Here is a 15187-nt window from a genome sequence, read left to right as displayed (position 1 = left end):
TGTTGAAAGATCGGATACGCGCCGACAGCTATTTCCTACATCTCGTGCGATTGGCGCGGCCCTTGCTCTAGCCCAATCAACGTTCATTGCTGGAAGCTTTCCGATGCTGGTGATTCATCGCAGAATCGACCCTCAACCCGTCTGGGCCGCCGAGTTGCACCTGACCTTCGAAGCGCGCAGCAAAAGCCGTTTGCGCTGTTTCAGTGCCGAAGGCGAAGACGTCGGGTTGTTTTTGGAGCGCGGCCAGCCACCGCTGTTTGACGGCGAATGCCTGCAGGCCGAAGACGGCCGCGTCGTGCGCGTCTGCGCCCGTCCCGAACAACTGCTCCATGTCACCTGCGCCAATGCGTTCGAACTGACGCGCGCGGCCTATCACCTCGGCAACCGCCATGTCGCCCTACAGGTCGGCGATGGCTGGCTGCGCCTGCTCGACGATTACGTGCTCAAGGCCATGCTCGAACAGCTCGGCGCACAAGTCGAAGCCATCGAAGCGCCGTTCCAGCCGGAGCACGGCGCCTACGGCGGCGGCCATCATCATTCCCGCCACGGTGACGAGGACTTCAACTACGCGCCGAAACTCCATCAGTTCGGCGTGCGCCTGTGAATCCGGCCTGGGCGCTGCTGCGTCTGGCCAGTCCGCAATTACCGATTGGCGGCTACAGCTATTCCCAGGGTCTGGAAATGGCGGTGGATAACGGCCGGGTGAACAACCCGGACAGCGCCCGTCGCTGGATCAGCGACCAACTGCTGCTCAATCTCGCCCGCTTCGAAGCGCCGCTGCTGTTGGCGCATTGCCGGGTGGCGGCGGACGAAAACTGGGCGGACCTGCAGCTACTTTGCGAAAACCATCGTGCCAGCCGCGAAACCCGCGAACTGCATCTGGAGAGCCGGCAGATGGGCTACTCCTTGCAGCAGTTGTTGAACGGTTTGCCGGAACTCGACGCGTCCGCCCGCGATTTTCTTGCACAGATCACAGAACCGCATCTGGCCCTGTGCTGGGCACTGGCCGCGCGCGCCTGGGGCATCAGCCCCCAGGACGCGCTTGCCGCGTGGCTGTGGAGCTGGCTGGAAAACCAGCTCGCTGTATTGATGAAGACTCTGCCGCTGGGCCAGCAAGCCGCCCAGCGCCTTACCAGCGAGCTGCTGCCGCTGCTGCAACAGGCGCAGCACGACGCGAGCCGAATCAATCCCGAACACATCGGCAGCGCCGCTTTCGGTCTGTCCCTGGCGTGCATGGCCCATGAACGCCAGTACAGCCGTCTCTTCCGCTCTTAGGCCTGTTTATTTTGGAGAATGAAATGCAAACACAACCTCTGCGCGTCGGCATCGGCGGCCCGGTCGGTTCCGGCAAGACTGCGCTGACTTTGGCCCTGTGCCTGGCCCTGCGCGAGCGCTACAACCTCGCCGTGGTCACCAACGATATCTACACCCGCGAAGACGCCGATTTCCTGGTGCGCAACGAGGCCCTCGCGCCGGAGCGGATCATCGGTGTGGAAACCGGCGGTTGCCCGCACACCGCAATCCGCGAAGACGCTTCGATCAACCTTGAAGCGGTCGACCAACTGAACCGACGCTTTCCAGGGCTGGATCTGATTCTGGTCGAGTCCGGCGGCGACAACCTCTCGGCGACCTTCAGCCCCGAGCTGTCCGACCTGACCATCTACGTGATCGACGTTTCCGCCGGCGACAAGCTGCCGCGCAAGGGCGGGCCCGGTATCTGCAAGTCCGACCTGCTGGTGATCAACAAGATCGACCTGGCTCCGCTGGTAGGCGCCTCGCTGGAAATGATGGACAGCGACACCAAACGCATGCGCAACGGCAAGCCGTTCGTGTTCAGCAACCAGAAAACCGGTCAGGGCCTTGAAGAAATCATCGCCTTCATCGAACGCCAGGGCCTGCTGACCGCCGCCTGATTCACTTATCAACAAGGAAGCTTATCCATGACATTCAAACGCATTCTTGGCGCCGTGGCGCTGCTGCTGACACCGGCGCTGGCCTTCGCTCACCCGGGCCATGGCGACAGTGGCCTGGTCGCGGGCATCAGCCACCCGATCGGCGGTCTCGACCATTTGCTGGCAATGCTCGCCGTCGGTTTGTGGGCGGCGCAGCAGCAAGGCGCGGCGCGCTGGGCGCTGCCGTGCACCTTTGTCGGCACCATGCTGCTGGGCGGCCTGCTCGGTTTTGAAGGGCTGGAGTTGCCGGCGCTGGAAAGCGGGATTGCCGCGTCGGTATTGGCGCTGGGCCTGGCCGTGGCACTGGCGGTGCGTCCACCGCTGGTGATGGCGGTGGCGGCGACGGCGCTGTTTGCGCTGTTCCATGGCGTGGCGCATGGGCTGGAGTTGCCGGAGATGAGCAGCCCGTGGGCGTATGCGACCGGGTTTGTCGCGGCGACGGCGGTGTTGCATGCGCTCGGCTATGGCGTGGTGCGGGTTCTTCCGCAGGCAGCGGCACCGCTTGTGCGACTGGCGGGTGCGGCTTCGGCGGCGACCGGGGTCTGGTTGTTGGCAGGATGATTGTTTAGCGCCTGCACTGGTCTCTTCGCGAGCAGGCTCGCTCCCACAGGTTTTATGTACGCTGCAAATCCACTGTGGGAGCGAGCCTGCTCGCGAAGACGGCCTGACAGACACCGCATCTCTCAAGCGGTGCTCTCTGCTACCATGTCGCGCAATCGCCCCAGCCCGTGACGACATCCGCTCATGCCCCACGCTTCCCGCTCCACCACCCTGCCCGAATTGAACGCCCTGTTTGCCGAGGTGCAGAAGCATTTTCTGCATGTCATCGTGCCGCTGTGGCAAGGCCCGGGCTGGAATGCCGACATGGCGTTGCCCTATGAGGCACTGGACGCCGCGCATCAAGCGTTGCCGGCGCAACGTTATCGGGCGATGGCCTGCGCACGGCAGCTGTACCTGTTCTCCAGCTTGATCGGGGTTGTGGATAACGCCGAAGCACGGGCGGCGGCGCTGTTCCGTTCCTTGCAACGGCACTTCCATGACGCCGAGCATGGCGGCTGGTTCTACAGCATCGACGCCCAGGGCAAGCCGCTGGATCAGCGCAAGGATCTCTACACCCACGCTTTCATTCTGTTTGCCTGCGCGCATTACTGGCACAAGTCCGGCGATTCGCTGGCCGAGTCGACATTGAACGCCGCGCTGGAAATCATCGGCCGCCGTTTCGCCACCGGTGACGGCTTGTACGAAGCCTGCCTTGAGCGTGACTGGATCACCTTGCAGACCGGCCCGTTGCAAAATCCGCTGATGCATTTGGCTGAAGCCTTTCTGGCCACCCTTGCGGTGCGCGAAGATCCGCAGACGCAGAAAGCCCTGCTTGAGTTATGCACAGCCATGCACAAGCAATTCGTCGATCCGCAACATGGCGTGTTGATGGAGAAGCCGCTGGGCGCTGTGGATAACTGGTACGAGCCGGGGCATCAGTTCGAATGGTATTTCCTGCTCGAATCGTCGCCGCTGTTGCGCGATTCGAAACTGCATCGGGCATTGGATCGGGCGTTTGCCTTTACCGAACAATATGGAGTGCTGGAGTCTTGCGGCGCCGTGCGGGCGATGCTTGACCTGGAAAGCAATGGCCGACCGAGGGATTCGACCCAGCGTATCTGGGCTCAGGCCGAATACCTGCGCGCACTGACGTTGCGCAAGGGCAGCGAAGCGGCGGTGCTGCGCCAGTTGCAGGCGTTGCAGCAACGGTTTCTACACGCCGGTGGGTGGCACGAGTGCCGGGATGAAAACGGCGAAGTCAGCCGCAAGGACATGCCTTCGACCACGCCTTATCATTTGGCGACCTGCTATCACGGTTTGGCCGCTTATCTTGCTTGAAGATCAAAAGATCGCAGCCTTCGGCAGCTCCTACACAGAAACGCATTTCAAATTATAGGAGCGAGCCTGCTCGCGAATGGCGTTATGCGGTCATCAGGCAATCCACTTCTTGTCCCCGGTGAAACTGATGGTCAGCCACCGCGCCGCATCCGGCTTGCCCAACTGCGCGGAAATCTGCTCACGCAACGCGTCCAGCTGCGCGACATTGCGCAACGGATAAGCCGCCGGCAGCACCACATGAATTTCGATGAACCGCGCCCGACCGTGCTTTTGTACGTAGGAGACGTAATCGTCGAAACCATGCTCGACCTTCGCCACCTCCATCACCTGCCGTACCTGCTCATCCAGCGTGTCCGGGGCGATACCCAGCACATCACGCAACGCCGGGCCGAGGATCTTCAACGCCGGGGGCAGCATGCTCAGCGCGAGTACGATAAGGATCAGCGGGTCGACATACATCGCCCACTCGCCATAACCCTGGGACTTGAGCAGCAGCGCGGCGAGGAAACTGATCAACAAGCCCACCGAGAGCATCGCGTCGACCAGCCAACTGATGTTGTCGAACTGGATCAGGCTGGATTTGAGCGTGCGATTACGCCGGCGCACGTAGAAGAAATAAGCGAACTCGACGACGGTGAACACCGCCGCGTAGACGATCACCAGACCCAGCTCGATATCGCGACCACCGTTGATGATGCCGAACACGCCATTGAGAAATGCATAGATGGCGATCAGCAGCAGGAAGCTGCCTTCAATCAGCAGCACCATCGGCTCCAGATGCCAGAAGCCGAACTGGAAACGCTGATTGCTTTGCTTGGCGATCAACCGGGCGGTGATCAGCATCAGGATTTTGATAAACGTTGCGATCAGCGAGAAAAAACCATCGAACAGGATGGATTGCGAACCTGAAACAAAACCGGTGACGATCCCGGCAATCGACACCGCCAGCATCAGCAGCGTCGATTGTTTGAGCAGTGCCTGCTCACCTCGGTTACTCACTTGAACTCCTCATGAAACCTGAAAAACCGCAGGATGCGGTGGCTGGTTGAGGGAGGAGTTTAGCTTATCGTCGATTTACACCCGACTTTGTGGCGAGGGAGCTTGCTCCCGCTGGGGTGCGAAGCGCCCCCCCTGTTTCAGCAAAAAAGCAGGGGCCTGCTGCGCAGTCCAGCGGGAGCAAGCTCCCTCGCCACAGGATCAGGTATCAGGTCTTGTTGCGCTCAATGGCAAACCCGGCCCAGGTCTGACTGACCGGCATCAGCTCCAGGCTGTTGATGTTGATGTGCGCCGGGGTGTTCATTACCCAGAAAATTGTCTCGGCGATGTCCTGCGGCTGGATCGGCTCAGCGCCGGCGTAAGTGGCGTTGTAGCGTTCCTGGTCGCCGGCGAAACGTACCAGCGAGAACTCGCTTTCGCACAGGCCGGGTTCGATGTTGCTCACGCGCACGCCCGTGCCCTGCAAATCGCAACGCAGGTTCAGCGAGAACTGTTTGACGAAGGCTTTGGTTGCGCCATACACGTGGCTGCCCGGGTACGGGTAGTTGCCGGCAATGGAACCGAGGTTGACGATACCGGCGCCACGGCCGTGGGCGATCAGGCGTGGCAGCAGCAGGCGGGTGGCGTACATCAGGCCTTTGACATTGGTGTCGACCATGGTGTCCCAATCGTCCAGGTCGCACTTGGGCGCCGGATCGACACCAAGCGCCAGGCCGGCGTTGTTGATCAGGCCACGGAGTCTGGCGAACGACGGCGGCAGGTTGGCGATCGCCTCTTCCATCGCCTTGCGATCACGCACATCGAGGACCAGACCGTGCACTTCGGTCTGCTTCGACAGCTCGCTGCAGAGGGCGTTGAGGCGTTCTTCACGACGGCCGGTCAGCACCAGTTTCCAGCCAGCCTCGGCAAAACGGCGGGCACAGGCTTCACCAAAACCGGACGTCGCGCCGGTGATAAACAGGGTGTCGGACATCGTGTTCTCCTTGCTTCGGCCGCCACGGCAGCCCTTGGAATAGAAAATCAGCAGGCAGCATGCCCGCCCTCGCGGATACGGGCAACACCCGCCGTCTGTACAAAAATCAACCAGACGCACCAAGTCCTTAGCCTGCGTGGCTTCCAGCCATGTGCACGCATGTTATCCACAGTCTGCTCCACAGTTTCCGGGGGCAAGTAGAAACGCGCAAAGCCGCGCTGCACAAGGCTTTGCGGGCGAAATGCAAAGTTTTTTGCTTGACCCTGAGTGACCGGATGTGCGGGACAGGGCATTTTGCACGACGGACGGTACAACCGCGTGATTGCGCGAGGCCAGCAATTACGGCCTTCAGCGAGGTCTTTCCAGAGTTTAGTCACAGACTTATCCACAGGCCGAGGCACACGAAATCGTGTGTGCTACCAACGCTATAAAAAGGTTGACAATGGCACCCCGCGCTTGCTTGAAATTGCCTGATCAAAAAACAACCACGAGCTTGAAAGCCACGGATTAAAAGGGCTGCAACCATATACACCCACGTTATGCACAGCCAGCTCCACAGCAATCGGGGACAAGTCAAAACTGTGGAAAAACAGCCATTTGCAGCGTCTATATGTCGCGCTTTGGCAGCTTGGGGAATTTGTTTTCCACAATTCTGAAAGTTGTGCAATTCCAATGTAGGAGTGAGCCTGCTCGCGATCGCGGTTATTCAGCAACATCTACAGGACTGACACACCGCTATCGCGAGCAGGCTCACTCCTACAGGGGGAGGTGGTGAGTTGGGGGGATAAAAAAACCCCGGGACTGTCGTCGCCGGGGCTGTGTATAACCGCGAGAAGAATCAGTGCCCGCCCAGATAGGCGTTACGCACCTCCTCATTCACCAACAGGTCTTTGCCTGTGCCGGTCAGACGGATCTCGCCGTTGACCATCACATACGCCCGGTCCGACAGCTTCAGCGCATGGTTGGCGTTTTGCTCGACGAGAAAAATGGTCATCCCGGTTTTCGCCAGTTCACGCAGGGTGGCAAAAATCTGCTTCACCACGATCGGCGCCAGGCCCAGGCTCGGTTCATCGAGCAGCAACAATTTCGGCCGGCTCATCAGCGCACGGGCGATGGCGAGCATCTGCTGCTCACCGCCAGACATGGTCATCGCGCGCTGATTGCGTCGTTCTTCAAGCCGCGGGAACAGCTCGAACATGCGCTGCATGTCCTCTTTGGCGTACTTGTCGCCAATCGGGATGGTGCCCATCAGCAGGTTTTCCTCGACGGTCATGTCGGGGAACACCCGCCGTCCTTCCGGCGACTGCGCGATGCCGTTGGAGGCGATGTAATGCGAGGACTTGTGGGTAATGTCGACGCCTTGATAAAGAATCTGCCCGCCCGCCGCTCTGGGCTGACCGAAGATCGACATCAGCAGGGTCGACTTGCCGGCGCCGTTGGAGCCGATCAGGCTGACGGTCTCGCCTTCGTTGATCTGCAGCGAAACGCCTTTGAGCGCCTGGATCGGGCCGTAGAACACGTCCAGATTGCGCAATTCGAGGATCGGTTGGCTCATACCAGCTCCTCTTCGTCGGCGCCCAGGTAGGCTGCAATCACTTTCGGATCGCTGCGAATCGCTTCCGGTCCGCCTTCGGCGATAACGATGCCGTGGTCGAGGACCACGATGTGATCGGAAATGCTCATGACCATGCCCATGTCGTGTTCGATCAGCACCACGGTCAGATCGTGCTCGTCGCGCAGCAGCCGGATCATCGCGCTCAGCGCTTCGGTTTCCTGAGGGTTGAGGCCGGCGGCCGGTTCGTCGAGGCAGATGATCTGCGGCCGCGTGCACATGGCCCGGGCAATTTCCAGACGCCGTTGCTGACCGTAGGACAACTCACCGGCGAGACGGTTGGCGCAGTCGACCAGATCGACCACTTCCAGCCAGTAGAAGGCGACATCCAGCGCATCGCTCTCGGCCTTGCGATAGCCCTTGGTGTTGAGGATGCCGGCGAGCATGTTGCGATTGACCCACATGTGCTGCGCCACCAGCAGGTTTTCCAGCACCGACATTTCCTTGAACAGGCGAATGTTCTGGAACGTCCGGGCCAGACCTGCACGGTTCACCAGGTGAGTCCCGCCGAACATTTTGTAGTACATGCGGCTGAGGAAGGATTTCGGCGAGACGAAATCGGTCGCTTTGAACGACTCGCCCAGCAGCTGGATGACGTTGGTCTGCTGGCCGCGCACGTTGAGTTCGATCTTGCCGCCAGAGGCCTTGTAGAACCCGGTCAGGCAGTTGAACACCGTGGTCTTGCCAGCGCCGTTGGGGCCGATCAGGGCGAAGATCGAATTGCGTTTGACCTTCAGGCTGACATCGCTCAAAGCCTTGATGCCACCGAAATGCATCATCAGTTTTTCAACAGAGAGTACGACTTCACTCATGGCGCAGTCCTCTCGTAGTGAATGGCACCTTTGCGTGGTTTGACCCCGGTGCGGCTGATGCGGATCAGCCCGCGTGGTCGCCAGATCATCATCAACACCATCAGGATGCCGAACAGCAGCACTCGATACTCAGCGAAACCGCGCAGCAGTTCCGGGGCGACGGTGAGTACGAACGCAGCGATGACTACGCCGATGGTCGAGCCCATGCCGCCGAGCACGACGATGGCGAGGATCAGCGCCGATTCGAAGAAGGTGAACGAGGTCGGGTTGACGAAGCCTTGATAGGTGGCGAAGAACACCCCGGCCAGACCCGCCGTCGATGCACCGATGGTGAACGCCGAGAGCTTGACCAGCACGTGGTTGAGGCCCATCGAGCGGCAGGCAATTTCATCTTCACGCAGGGCTTCCCAGGCGCGACCAACCGGCATTTTCACCAGACGATGCTTGACGTACAGCACCGCCAGTACCACCAGGAACAACACCGCGTAGATGAAGTAATACTTCACGTCCGGGTTGTAGGTCAGGCCGAAGAACTCGTGAAACGGTACCCCGCCATCCTTCGCGCGCTTGCCGAATTCCAGACCGAAGAACGTTGGCAGTGGCGCTGGCATGCCGTTTGGGCCACCGGTCAGGGACAGCCAGTTGTTCAGCACCAGACGAATGATTTCACCGAAGCCCAGGGTCACGATCGCCAGATAGTCACCGTGCAGACGCAGCACCGGGAAACCCAGAATGCAACCGGCCAGGCCTGCGGTGATCGCCGCCAATGGCAGCACGGTCCAGAAACCCAGCCCCAGATACTGGTAGCCCAGCGCCAGACCGTAGGCACCGATGGCGTAAAACGCCACGTAGCCGAGATCGAGCAGACCGGCCAGACCGACCACGATGTTCAGCCCCAACCCCAGCAGCACGTAGATCAAACCGAGGATGACCACGCCAAGCAGGTAGGAGTTGGAAACAAACGGCACGATGATCGCCAGCACAATGATCAACGGAATGATCCAGCGCAGCCGCGATTTGTAATCCGCCGGCAGCACGTGCACGCCGGAACCGGTGCTCTCGAATCCGTCGAGGATCTTCAGGCCCTTGGGCGTCTGCAGGAAGAGGCTGAGGGCAAAACGCCCGGCCATGACGATGGCAATGATCCACGCCACGCGGGTTGCTTCGAGATTGAAGCTGTAGCCGTCGAGGACCACGCCGACAATCGGCCCGAACACGATCAGCGCAATCAGGCCGGCAAGAATCGCCTCGACCAGACTTTTTTTGATATCGATGGATTTTTCAGTGGTTGCAGACATCGCTTACACCTTCGACACAAGAGGACGGCCCAACAGGCCCTGCGGCCGGAAGACCAGTACGAGGACGAGCAGCGAGAAACTGAACACGTCTTTGTAGTCGGAGTTGACCAGACCGGAGAACAGCGACTCGGAAATGCCGAGGATGATCCCGCCGAGCATGGCGCCGGGCAGTGAGCCGATGCCGCCAAGTACCGCTGCGGTGAACGCTTTGATGCCGATGATGAAGCCGGCATAGAAGTCGAACGTGCCGTAGTTCATGGTGATCAGCACACCAGCGAGTGCCGCCATGGCTGCACCGATGATGAACACGTAGGAAATCACCCGGTCGGTGTTGATCCCCAGGATCGAGGCCATCTTGCGGTCTTGCTGGGTCGCGCGACACATGCGGCCGAGCTTGGTGTATTTGATGACGTAGGTCAGCAGCCCCATGCCGACAAACGCGGCGATCAGGATGAAGACTTTGGTGTAGGTCAGTTGCACGAAGCCGCTGCCGACTTCAACACGCCAGGCACCGGTCAGCAGCGTAGGCACCCCCTGTTGTTTGGCGCCCTGAGCGATCTGTGCGTAGTTCTGCAGAATCAGCGAAATACCGATGGCGCTGATCAGCGGCGCCAGGCGGGTCGAGTTGCGCAGGGGTTTGTAGGCGACACGCTCGATGACCCAGCCATACACCGCCGTGACGACGATGGTGAAGATCAGCGTGCCGAGCATCAGCAGCGGGAAGGATTCGATACCGAAGTAAGCCAGCAGAGCCAGACTGATTGCCGCCAGGTAAGCGGAAATCATGTAAACCTCGCCGTGGGCGAAGTTGATCATGCCGATGATGCCGTAGACCATTGTGTAGCCGATGGCGATCAGGCCATAGACCGACCCGAGGGTCAGGCCATTGACCAGTTGCTGCAGGAAAATACCATCCATAACGCAATCTCACGCAGTGAGAACCTGCGCACCAATGGCGCGCGGTTCTTCTAGGAAAAATACAGATGTACGTCGGAGCAATGTCGGAGCGTGACCATCGGACCACCACCGCCCCCTGTAGGAGTGAGCCTGCTCGCGATGACGGACTGACAGGCAACACATGTGTTGAATGTTCAACCGCTATCGCGAGCAGGCTCACTCCTACAAGAAAACCGTGGTGATCAGATGATCGCTTCAGCCCTTACTTCTGCTTTTCCAGCTGGTGGTATTTGCCGTCCTTGTCCCACTGGTAAACCACGTAGTCGGAGACTTTCAGGTCGCCCTTGGAATCCCAGGTCTTCTCGCCCATCACGGTTTTCACCGGATTTTTCTTCAACCAGGCTGCAGCCTCTTCGCCCTTGTTGGACTTGGCGCCGTTGAACGCGGCAGCCAGGGTCTGAACCGAGGCATAGGCGTACAGGGTGTAGCCCTCAGGCTCGGTGCCGGCCTTGCGGAATGCGTCCACTACGGTCTTGCTTTCAGGCAGCAGGCGCGGGTCGGCGCCGAAGGTCATCAGCACGCCATCGGTGAATTGCGGGCCGCCGGCGGTGGTCACCAGCTCGTCGGTCACGATGCCGTCGTCGGACATGAACTTGACGTCTTTCAGGCCTTGTTCACGCAGCTGACGAACCAGTGGACCGGCCTCCGGGTGCAGGCCGCCGAAGTAGACGACATCGGCGCCGGCGCCACGGATCTTGGTCACGATGGTGCTGAAGTCTTTCTCGCCTCGGGTCAGGCCTTCGTACAGCACAGGCTTTACGCCGCGTTTTTCCAGTTGCGCCTTGGTGGCGTCCGCCAGGCCTTGGCCGTAGGTGTCCTTGTCGTGCAGCACAACGACTTTCTTGCCCTTGAGGATGTCGACGATGTAGTCGCCGGCAACGATGCCTTGCTGGTCATCACGTCCGCACATACGGAACATGGCGCTCAGGCCACGCTCGGTGACCTGCGGATTGGTCGAGCCCGGAGTGATCGCAATGATCCCGGCTTCGTCGTAGATCTCCGACGCTGGAATGGTCGACGAAGAGCAGAAGTGACCGACCACGCCGGCGACTTTCTGGTTGGTGAGGTCCTTGGCGACCGTCACCGCCTGCTTCGGCTCGCAGGCATCATCGCCTTTGACCAGGACGATTTTCTCGCCGTTGACGCCGCCCGCCGCGTTGACCGCATCGGCCGCCGCCTGTGCACCCTTCATGTACTGCTCGCCGAATGCCGCGTTGGCACCGGTCATCGGACCCGCTACACCGATCTTGATATCAGCTTGAGCAAACGCAGAAACACCCAGCGCAGTAGCCACTGCGAGGGCCAGAAAGCCTTTCTTGTAAAACGTCTGGGACATGAGGTGGTGCTCCAAGGTTTTTTTTAGTTGGCACTGCGACTTCACTTCACTCAAAGCGCAGAGCAAGGCCCGTGCCATCGGTTTTTTATTCTTCAAAAAGTCGCTGCGTTGTTGTTATTTCGACTGTTTCGTTCCCATTTTCATTGGGCGTGCAACCGTCTAAACCGCGGAAGGTGAAACCGTTTGTTTTTTCAGGCGCAACCCGCGCGCGCCATCATTGCAACCGCAGCGGCAAACGACGTGCAACCCGCCTGTAACAGCCCGCGTCACCGAACTGCACACTGCTGGTGCGCAACTGCTACAACCCGCACCATTACAGGCTAGTCGCTGGCTGCAAAAGCGCTGCGTCCGGCAACAAATTTCAACACTCAAATAACGATGCGCAGGCACTGGCCCGCGTGATACAGGGAAAACCCGGCCTCGTACAGGCAACTGCGCAGGCCCGCACCCGCCAAGGGCTGCATCGGTGCGAAGGGAATCGGCAGTGCCTGTGCATCGCCGTGGCACAGGTAATCGGCGAAGGCTTTGCCGACTACGGTGCCGGTGGTCACGCCGCGACCGTTATAACCGGTGACGGCCACCAGTCCCGGCGCCGGCTCGAACAGGCGCATCAGGTGATCAGGCGTAAAAGCAATGCGCCCGGTCCAGGTGCATTCCCACTCGACCGGCTTCAGATTGGGGAAGTAATGCTGCTGGACCCGATCAGCCCAGGCTTTGAGAAACCACGTCGGTTTCTGGTTGCCATTACCGAGACTGCCGAGCAGCAGACGTCCGTCCTTGTCGCGGCGAATACTGCTCAGCACCTGGCGGGTGTCCCACGAGCCCTGCCCGCCCGGGAGAATCGCCTGCGCGGCGTCTTCGGTGAGCGGCACCGAGGCGACCTGATAGTAGTAACCGGGAAAGAAATTGCGTTTGAGCTCGGTCCAGTCGCCTTCGGTGTAGGCATTGGAGGCAATGACCACTTGCTCGGCGAGCACCGCACCCTGGGCAGTCTGCACTGACCATTTCTGCCCGATGCGTTCGAGGCGAGTCACTGGTGAATGATCGAACATCTGCCCGCCGAGCCCCAGCACCGCGTTGGCCAGCCCGGTGACATAAGCCATCGGATTGAGCGTGCCGGCGCGACGATCAAGCAGCGCAGCGGCGATTTTCTGCGTACCGGTGGCTTGCTCGCAGGCTTTGCCGGTCAGCAACTCGACCGGCGCGCCACGGCGTTTCCATTGCTGCTCGCGACTGCGCAGGTCCGCCTCGCCCTTGGCGTTATGCGCCATGTGCAAAGTGCCTTCGCGGCGCGACTGGCAATCGATGTGGTATTTATCCACAAGGCTGAACACCAGCGCCGGCGCCGCCCCGAGCATGCGGTTGAGCTGACTGCCGACCGCCTCGCCGAAACCTGCCTCGATCTCGTCCGGGGGAATCCACATGCCGGCATTGACCAGCCCGACGTTGCGCCCGGAACCGCCGTGCCCTGCGCGATGAGCCTCCAGCACGCAGACGCTTTTGCCCTTTTCCAACAGATGCAGCGCCGCCGACAACCCGGTGAATCCGGCGCCGATCACGCAGACATCGACCTCGACCTCACCCCTGAGCGCCGAATGATCCGGACGTAGTGGCGTGAGCTTTTCCCACAGACATTCTTCCCGTAACGGCATTGCCAGACTCCAACAGAAACCCAACAAACACACTGCAGATCCTGTGGGAGCGAGCCTGCTCGCGAAAGCGGTAAATCAGCCAACATCAATGTCGACTGACCTGACGCATTCGCGAGCAGGCTCGCTCCCACAGGGCCATCGCATCAATCTCCATCAGTCGAAGGTAATGCCCTGCGCCAACGGCAATTCCAGCGAGTAGTTGACGGTGTTGGTCTGCCGGCGCATGTAGGCGCGCCAGGCATCGGAGCCGGACTCACGGCCGCCGCCGGTCTCTTTCTCGCCACCAAAGGCGCCGCCGATTTCCGCACCGCTCGGGCCGATGTTGACGTTGGCGATACCGCAGTCGCTGCCGACCGCCGACATGAACCGCTCGGCCTCGCGAACATCGGTGGTGAAGATGCACGACGACAGGCCTTGCGGCACAGCGTTGTTCAAGCGCAGCGCTTCCTCGAAATCGCTGTAGCCAACCACATACAGAATCGGCGCGAAGGTTTCGCTGCAGACCACATCGCTCTGCTCGGGCATTTCCACGATGGCTGGCGATACGTAGTAGGCATTGGGGAACTGATCTTCCAGTTGACGCTTGCCGCCGAACACCCGGCCGCCTTCGCTGAGTGCCTGCTCCAGCGCATCCTGCATGTTTTCGAAGCTGTGCTTGTCGATCAGCGGGCCGACCAGATTGCCTTGCAGCGGATGGCCGATGCGTACTTTCGAATACGCGGCTTTGAGGCGGGTGACGATTTCTTCCTTCACCGATTCGTGAGCGATCAGGCGACGCAGGGTCGTGCAGCGTTGCCCGGCGGTGCCGACGGCGCTGAACAGAATCGCGCGCACCGCCATGTCCAGATCGGCGCTCGGGCCGAGGATCATCGCATTGTTGCCGCCCAGCTCAAGTATGCTGCGGGCAAAACGCGCGGCGACTTTCGGCGCCACTTCGCGGCCCATGCGCGTGCTGCCGGTGGCGCTGATCAGCGCGACGCGCGGATCGTCGACCAGCGCTTCGCCGGCATCGCGACCGCCAATCACCACTTGGCACAGGCTCGCCGGGGCATCGCTGAAATTCTTCACCACGCGGTCGAACAGCGCCTGACAGGCCAGCGCGGTCAGTGGGGTTTTCTCCGAGGGTTTCCACACCACAGGGTTGCCGCAAACCAGCGCCAGCGTGGTGTTCCACGCCCACACTGCGACCGGGAAGTTGAACGCGCTGATCACCCCGACCACGCCAAGCGGATGCCAGGTTTCGCGCATGTGGTGGCCGGGACGCTCGGAGGCGATGGTCAAACCGTACAACTGGCGCGACAGGCCGACGGCGAAGTCGCAGATGTCGATCATCTCCTGCACTTCACCCAGACCTTCCTGCGTGATCTTGCCGGCTTCCCACGACACCAGCTCGCCGAGGTCGGCCTTGTATTCGCGCAACACTTCGCCGAACTGACGCACCAGCTCGCCGCGACGCGGCGCCGGGACCTTGCGCCAGTGCTCGAATGCATGATCTGCGCGACTGATGTGCTGCTCGACTTCGGCAGCGCCTTCCCAGTTCACCGAGGCAATCCGACTGCCATCGATGGGCGAATGCACCGGCACTTTGCCGTTCTGGTACAGGGCCGGGTTGACTCCCAGACGATCAAGCAATGCGGCAACCATCGGTCTCTCCTCAAGCAAAAACAGAATGTGTGCGGCCATTCATTTCATGGCCGGGCAGGCCTTTAGTTGTAGCGTCA

General features: G+C 60.5%; 14 protein-coding genes. 5 read left to right on the top strand and 9 right to left on the bottom strand.

Annotated elements, in window-relative coordinates; translation table 11 throughout:
• Window positions 1-103 precede the first annotated feature (103 nt).
• The 5 genes from ureE to LIS66_RS02765 all read left to right on the top strand — a co-directional run bounded on the left by ureE (window position 104) and on the right by LIS66_RS02765 (window position 3830).
• On the top strand, window positions 104-604 hold the full coding sequence (gene ureE, locus LIS66_RS02785; RefSeq protein ID WP_123419914.1) for an urease accessory protein UreE: 501 nt from the start codon (window positions 104-106) through the stop codon (window positions 602-604).
• Window positions 601-1275: an urease accessory protein UreF gene (locus LIS66_RS02780; protein ID WP_227973573.1), complete on the top strand. Its 675-nt coding sequence runs from the start codon at window positions 601-603 to the stop codon at window positions 1273-1275. Before ureE ends, LIS66_RS02780 begins: the two co-directional genes overlap by 4 nt.
• Window positions 1276-1298: 23 nt before the next feature.
• Window positions 1299-1913, top strand: a complete 615-nt coding sequence (ureG, locus tag LIS66_RS02775; protein ID WP_064363057.1) for an urease accessory protein UreG — start codon at window positions 1299-1301, stop codon at window positions 1911-1913.
• Between the two features lie 27 nt (window positions 1914-1940).
• On the top strand, window positions 1941-2513 hold the full coding sequence (locus LIS66_RS02770) for a HupE/UreJ family protein (protein WP_064363060.1): 573 nt from the start codon (window positions 1941-1943) through the stop codon (window positions 2511-2513).
• A gap of 183 nt (window positions 2514-2696) precedes the next feature.
• Entirely contained in the window at window positions 2697-3830 is a 1134-nt protein-coding gene (locus LIS66_RS02765) for an AGE family epimerase/isomerase (protein WP_227973572.1), read from the top strand.
• Between the two features lie 93 nt (window positions 3831-3923).
• On the opposite strand, the gene LIS66_RS02760 is transcribed toward LIS66_RS02765, so the two are convergent.
• From LIS66_RS02760 to LIS66_RS02720, 9 genes are all read right to left on the bottom strand, one after another.
• Window positions 3924-4829, bottom strand: a complete 906-nt coding sequence (locus LIS66_RS02760; protein ID WP_227973571.1) for a cation diffusion facilitator family transporter — start codon at window positions 4827-4829, stop codon at window positions 3924-3926.
• A gap of 205 nt (window positions 4830-5034) precedes the next feature.
• Window positions 5035-5799, bottom strand: a complete 765-nt coding sequence (locus tag LIS66_RS02755) for an SDR family oxidoreductase (protein WP_042608952.1) — start codon at window positions 5797-5799, stop codon at window positions 5035-5037.
• Window positions 5800-6637: 838 nt separating this feature from the next.
• Entirely contained in the window at window positions 6638-7354 is a 717-nt protein-coding gene (locus LIS66_RS02750) for an ABC transporter ATP-binding protein (RefSeq protein ID WP_042608953.1), read from the bottom strand.
• Window positions 7351-8223 carry an ABC transporter ATP-binding protein gene (locus LIS66_RS02745; protein ID WP_042608954.1) on the bottom strand — a complete coding sequence of 291 codons (873 nt, stop codon included), beginning with the start codon at window positions 8221-8223 and terminating at the stop codon, window positions 7351-7353. The genes LIS66_RS02750 and LIS66_RS02745 overlap by 4 nt, the downstream gene beginning before the upstream one ends.
• Entirely contained in the window at window positions 8220-9521 is a 1302-nt protein-coding gene (gene livM, locus LIS66_RS02740) for a high-affinity branched-chain amino acid ABC transporter permease LivM (protein ID WP_024011385.1), read from the bottom strand. The genes LIS66_RS02745 and livM overlap by 4 nt, the downstream gene beginning before the upstream one ends.
• Before the next feature lie 3 nt (window positions 9522-9524).
• Window positions 9525-10439 carry an ABC transporter permease subunit gene (locus tag LIS66_RS02735; RefSeq protein WP_039756948.1) on the bottom strand — a complete coding sequence of 305 codons (915 nt, stop codon included), beginning with the start codon at window positions 10437-10439 and terminating at the stop codon, window positions 9525-9527.
• 241 nt (window positions 10440-10680) lie between these two features.
• Complete coding sequence (locus tag LIS66_RS02730) at window positions 10681-11814, bottom strand: ABC transporter substrate-binding protein (protein ID WP_064363070.1); 1134 nt, start codon at window positions 11812-11814, stop codon at window positions 10681-10683.
• A 368-nt stretch (window positions 11815-12182) separates the two neighbouring features.
• Window positions 12183-13466, bottom strand: coding sequence for an NAD(P)/FAD-dependent oxidoreductase (locus LIS66_RS02725; protein WP_227973570.1), 1284 nt, complete (start codon window positions 13464-13466; stop codon window positions 12183-12185).
• Between the two features lie 153 nt (window positions 13467-13619).
• Window positions 13620-15110, bottom strand: coding sequence for an aldehyde dehydrogenase family protein (locus LIS66_RS02720; RefSeq protein WP_042608957.1), 1491 nt, complete (start codon window positions 15108-15110; stop codon window positions 13620-13622).
• Window positions 15111-15187: the final 77 nt, after the last annotated feature.

The organism is Pseudomonas sp. HN2 (assembly GCF_020736465.1).
GTDB lineage: Bacteria > Pseudomonadota > Gammaproteobacteria > Pseudomonadales > Pseudomonadaceae > Aquipseudomonas > Aquipseudomonas moraviensis_A.
The sequence above is the reverse complement of the archived record's forward strand: the minus strand, read 5'-3'. Positions and strand labels throughout refer to the sequence as shown.

What these genes read in the sequence shown, in the direction of transcription:
- ureG (WP_064363057.1), top strand. Translation starts at nt 1,299, where the DNA reads ATGCAAACACAACCTCTGCGCGTCGGCATCGGCGGCCCGGTCGGTTCC.
- LIS66_RS02755 (WP_042608952.1), bottom strand. Translation starts at nt 5,799, where the DNA reads ATGTCCGACACCCTGTTTATCACCGGCGCGACGTCCGGTTTTGGTGAA.
- livM (WP_024011385.1), bottom strand. Translation starts at nt 9,521, where the DNA reads ATGTCTGCAACCACTGAAAAATCCATCGATATCAAAAAAAGTCTGGTC.
- LIS66_RS02745 (WP_042608954.1), bottom strand. Translation starts at nt 8,223, where the DNA reads ATGAGTGAAGTCGTACTCTCTGTTGAAAAACTGATGATGCATTTCGGT.
- LIS66_RS02750 (WP_042608953.1), bottom strand. Translation starts at nt 7,354, where the DNA reads ATGAGCCAACCGATCCTCGAATTGCGCAATCTGGACGTGTTCTACGGC.
- LIS66_RS02725 (WP_227973570.1), bottom strand. Translation starts at nt 13,466, where the DNA reads ATGCCGTTACGGGAAGAATGTCTGTGGGAAAAGCTCACGCCACTACGT.
- ureE (WP_123419914.1), top strand. Translation starts at nt 104, where the DNA reads ATGCTGGTGATTCATCGCAGAATCGACCCTCAACCCGTCTGGGCCGCC.
- LIS66_RS02720 (WP_042608957.1), bottom strand. Translation starts at nt 15,110, where the DNA reads ATGGTTGCCGCATTGCTTGATCGTCTGGGAGTCAACCCGGCCCTGTAC.
- LIS66_RS02730 (WP_064363070.1), bottom strand. Translation starts at nt 11,814, where the DNA reads ATGTCCCAGACGTTTTACAAGAAAGGCTTTCTGGCCCTCGCAGTGGCT.
- LIS66_RS02770 (WP_064363060.1), top strand. Translation starts at nt 1,941, where the DNA reads ATGACATTCAAACGCATTCTTGGCGCCGTGGCGCTGCTGCTGACACCG.
- LIS66_RS02735 (WP_039756948.1), bottom strand. Translation starts at nt 10,439, where the DNA reads ATGGATGGTATTTTCCTGCAGCAACTGGTCAATGGCCTGACCCTCGGG.
- LIS66_RS02765 (WP_227973572.1), top strand. Translation starts at nt 2,697, where the DNA reads ATGCCCCACGCTTCCCGCTCCACCACCCTGCCCGAATTGAACGCCCTG.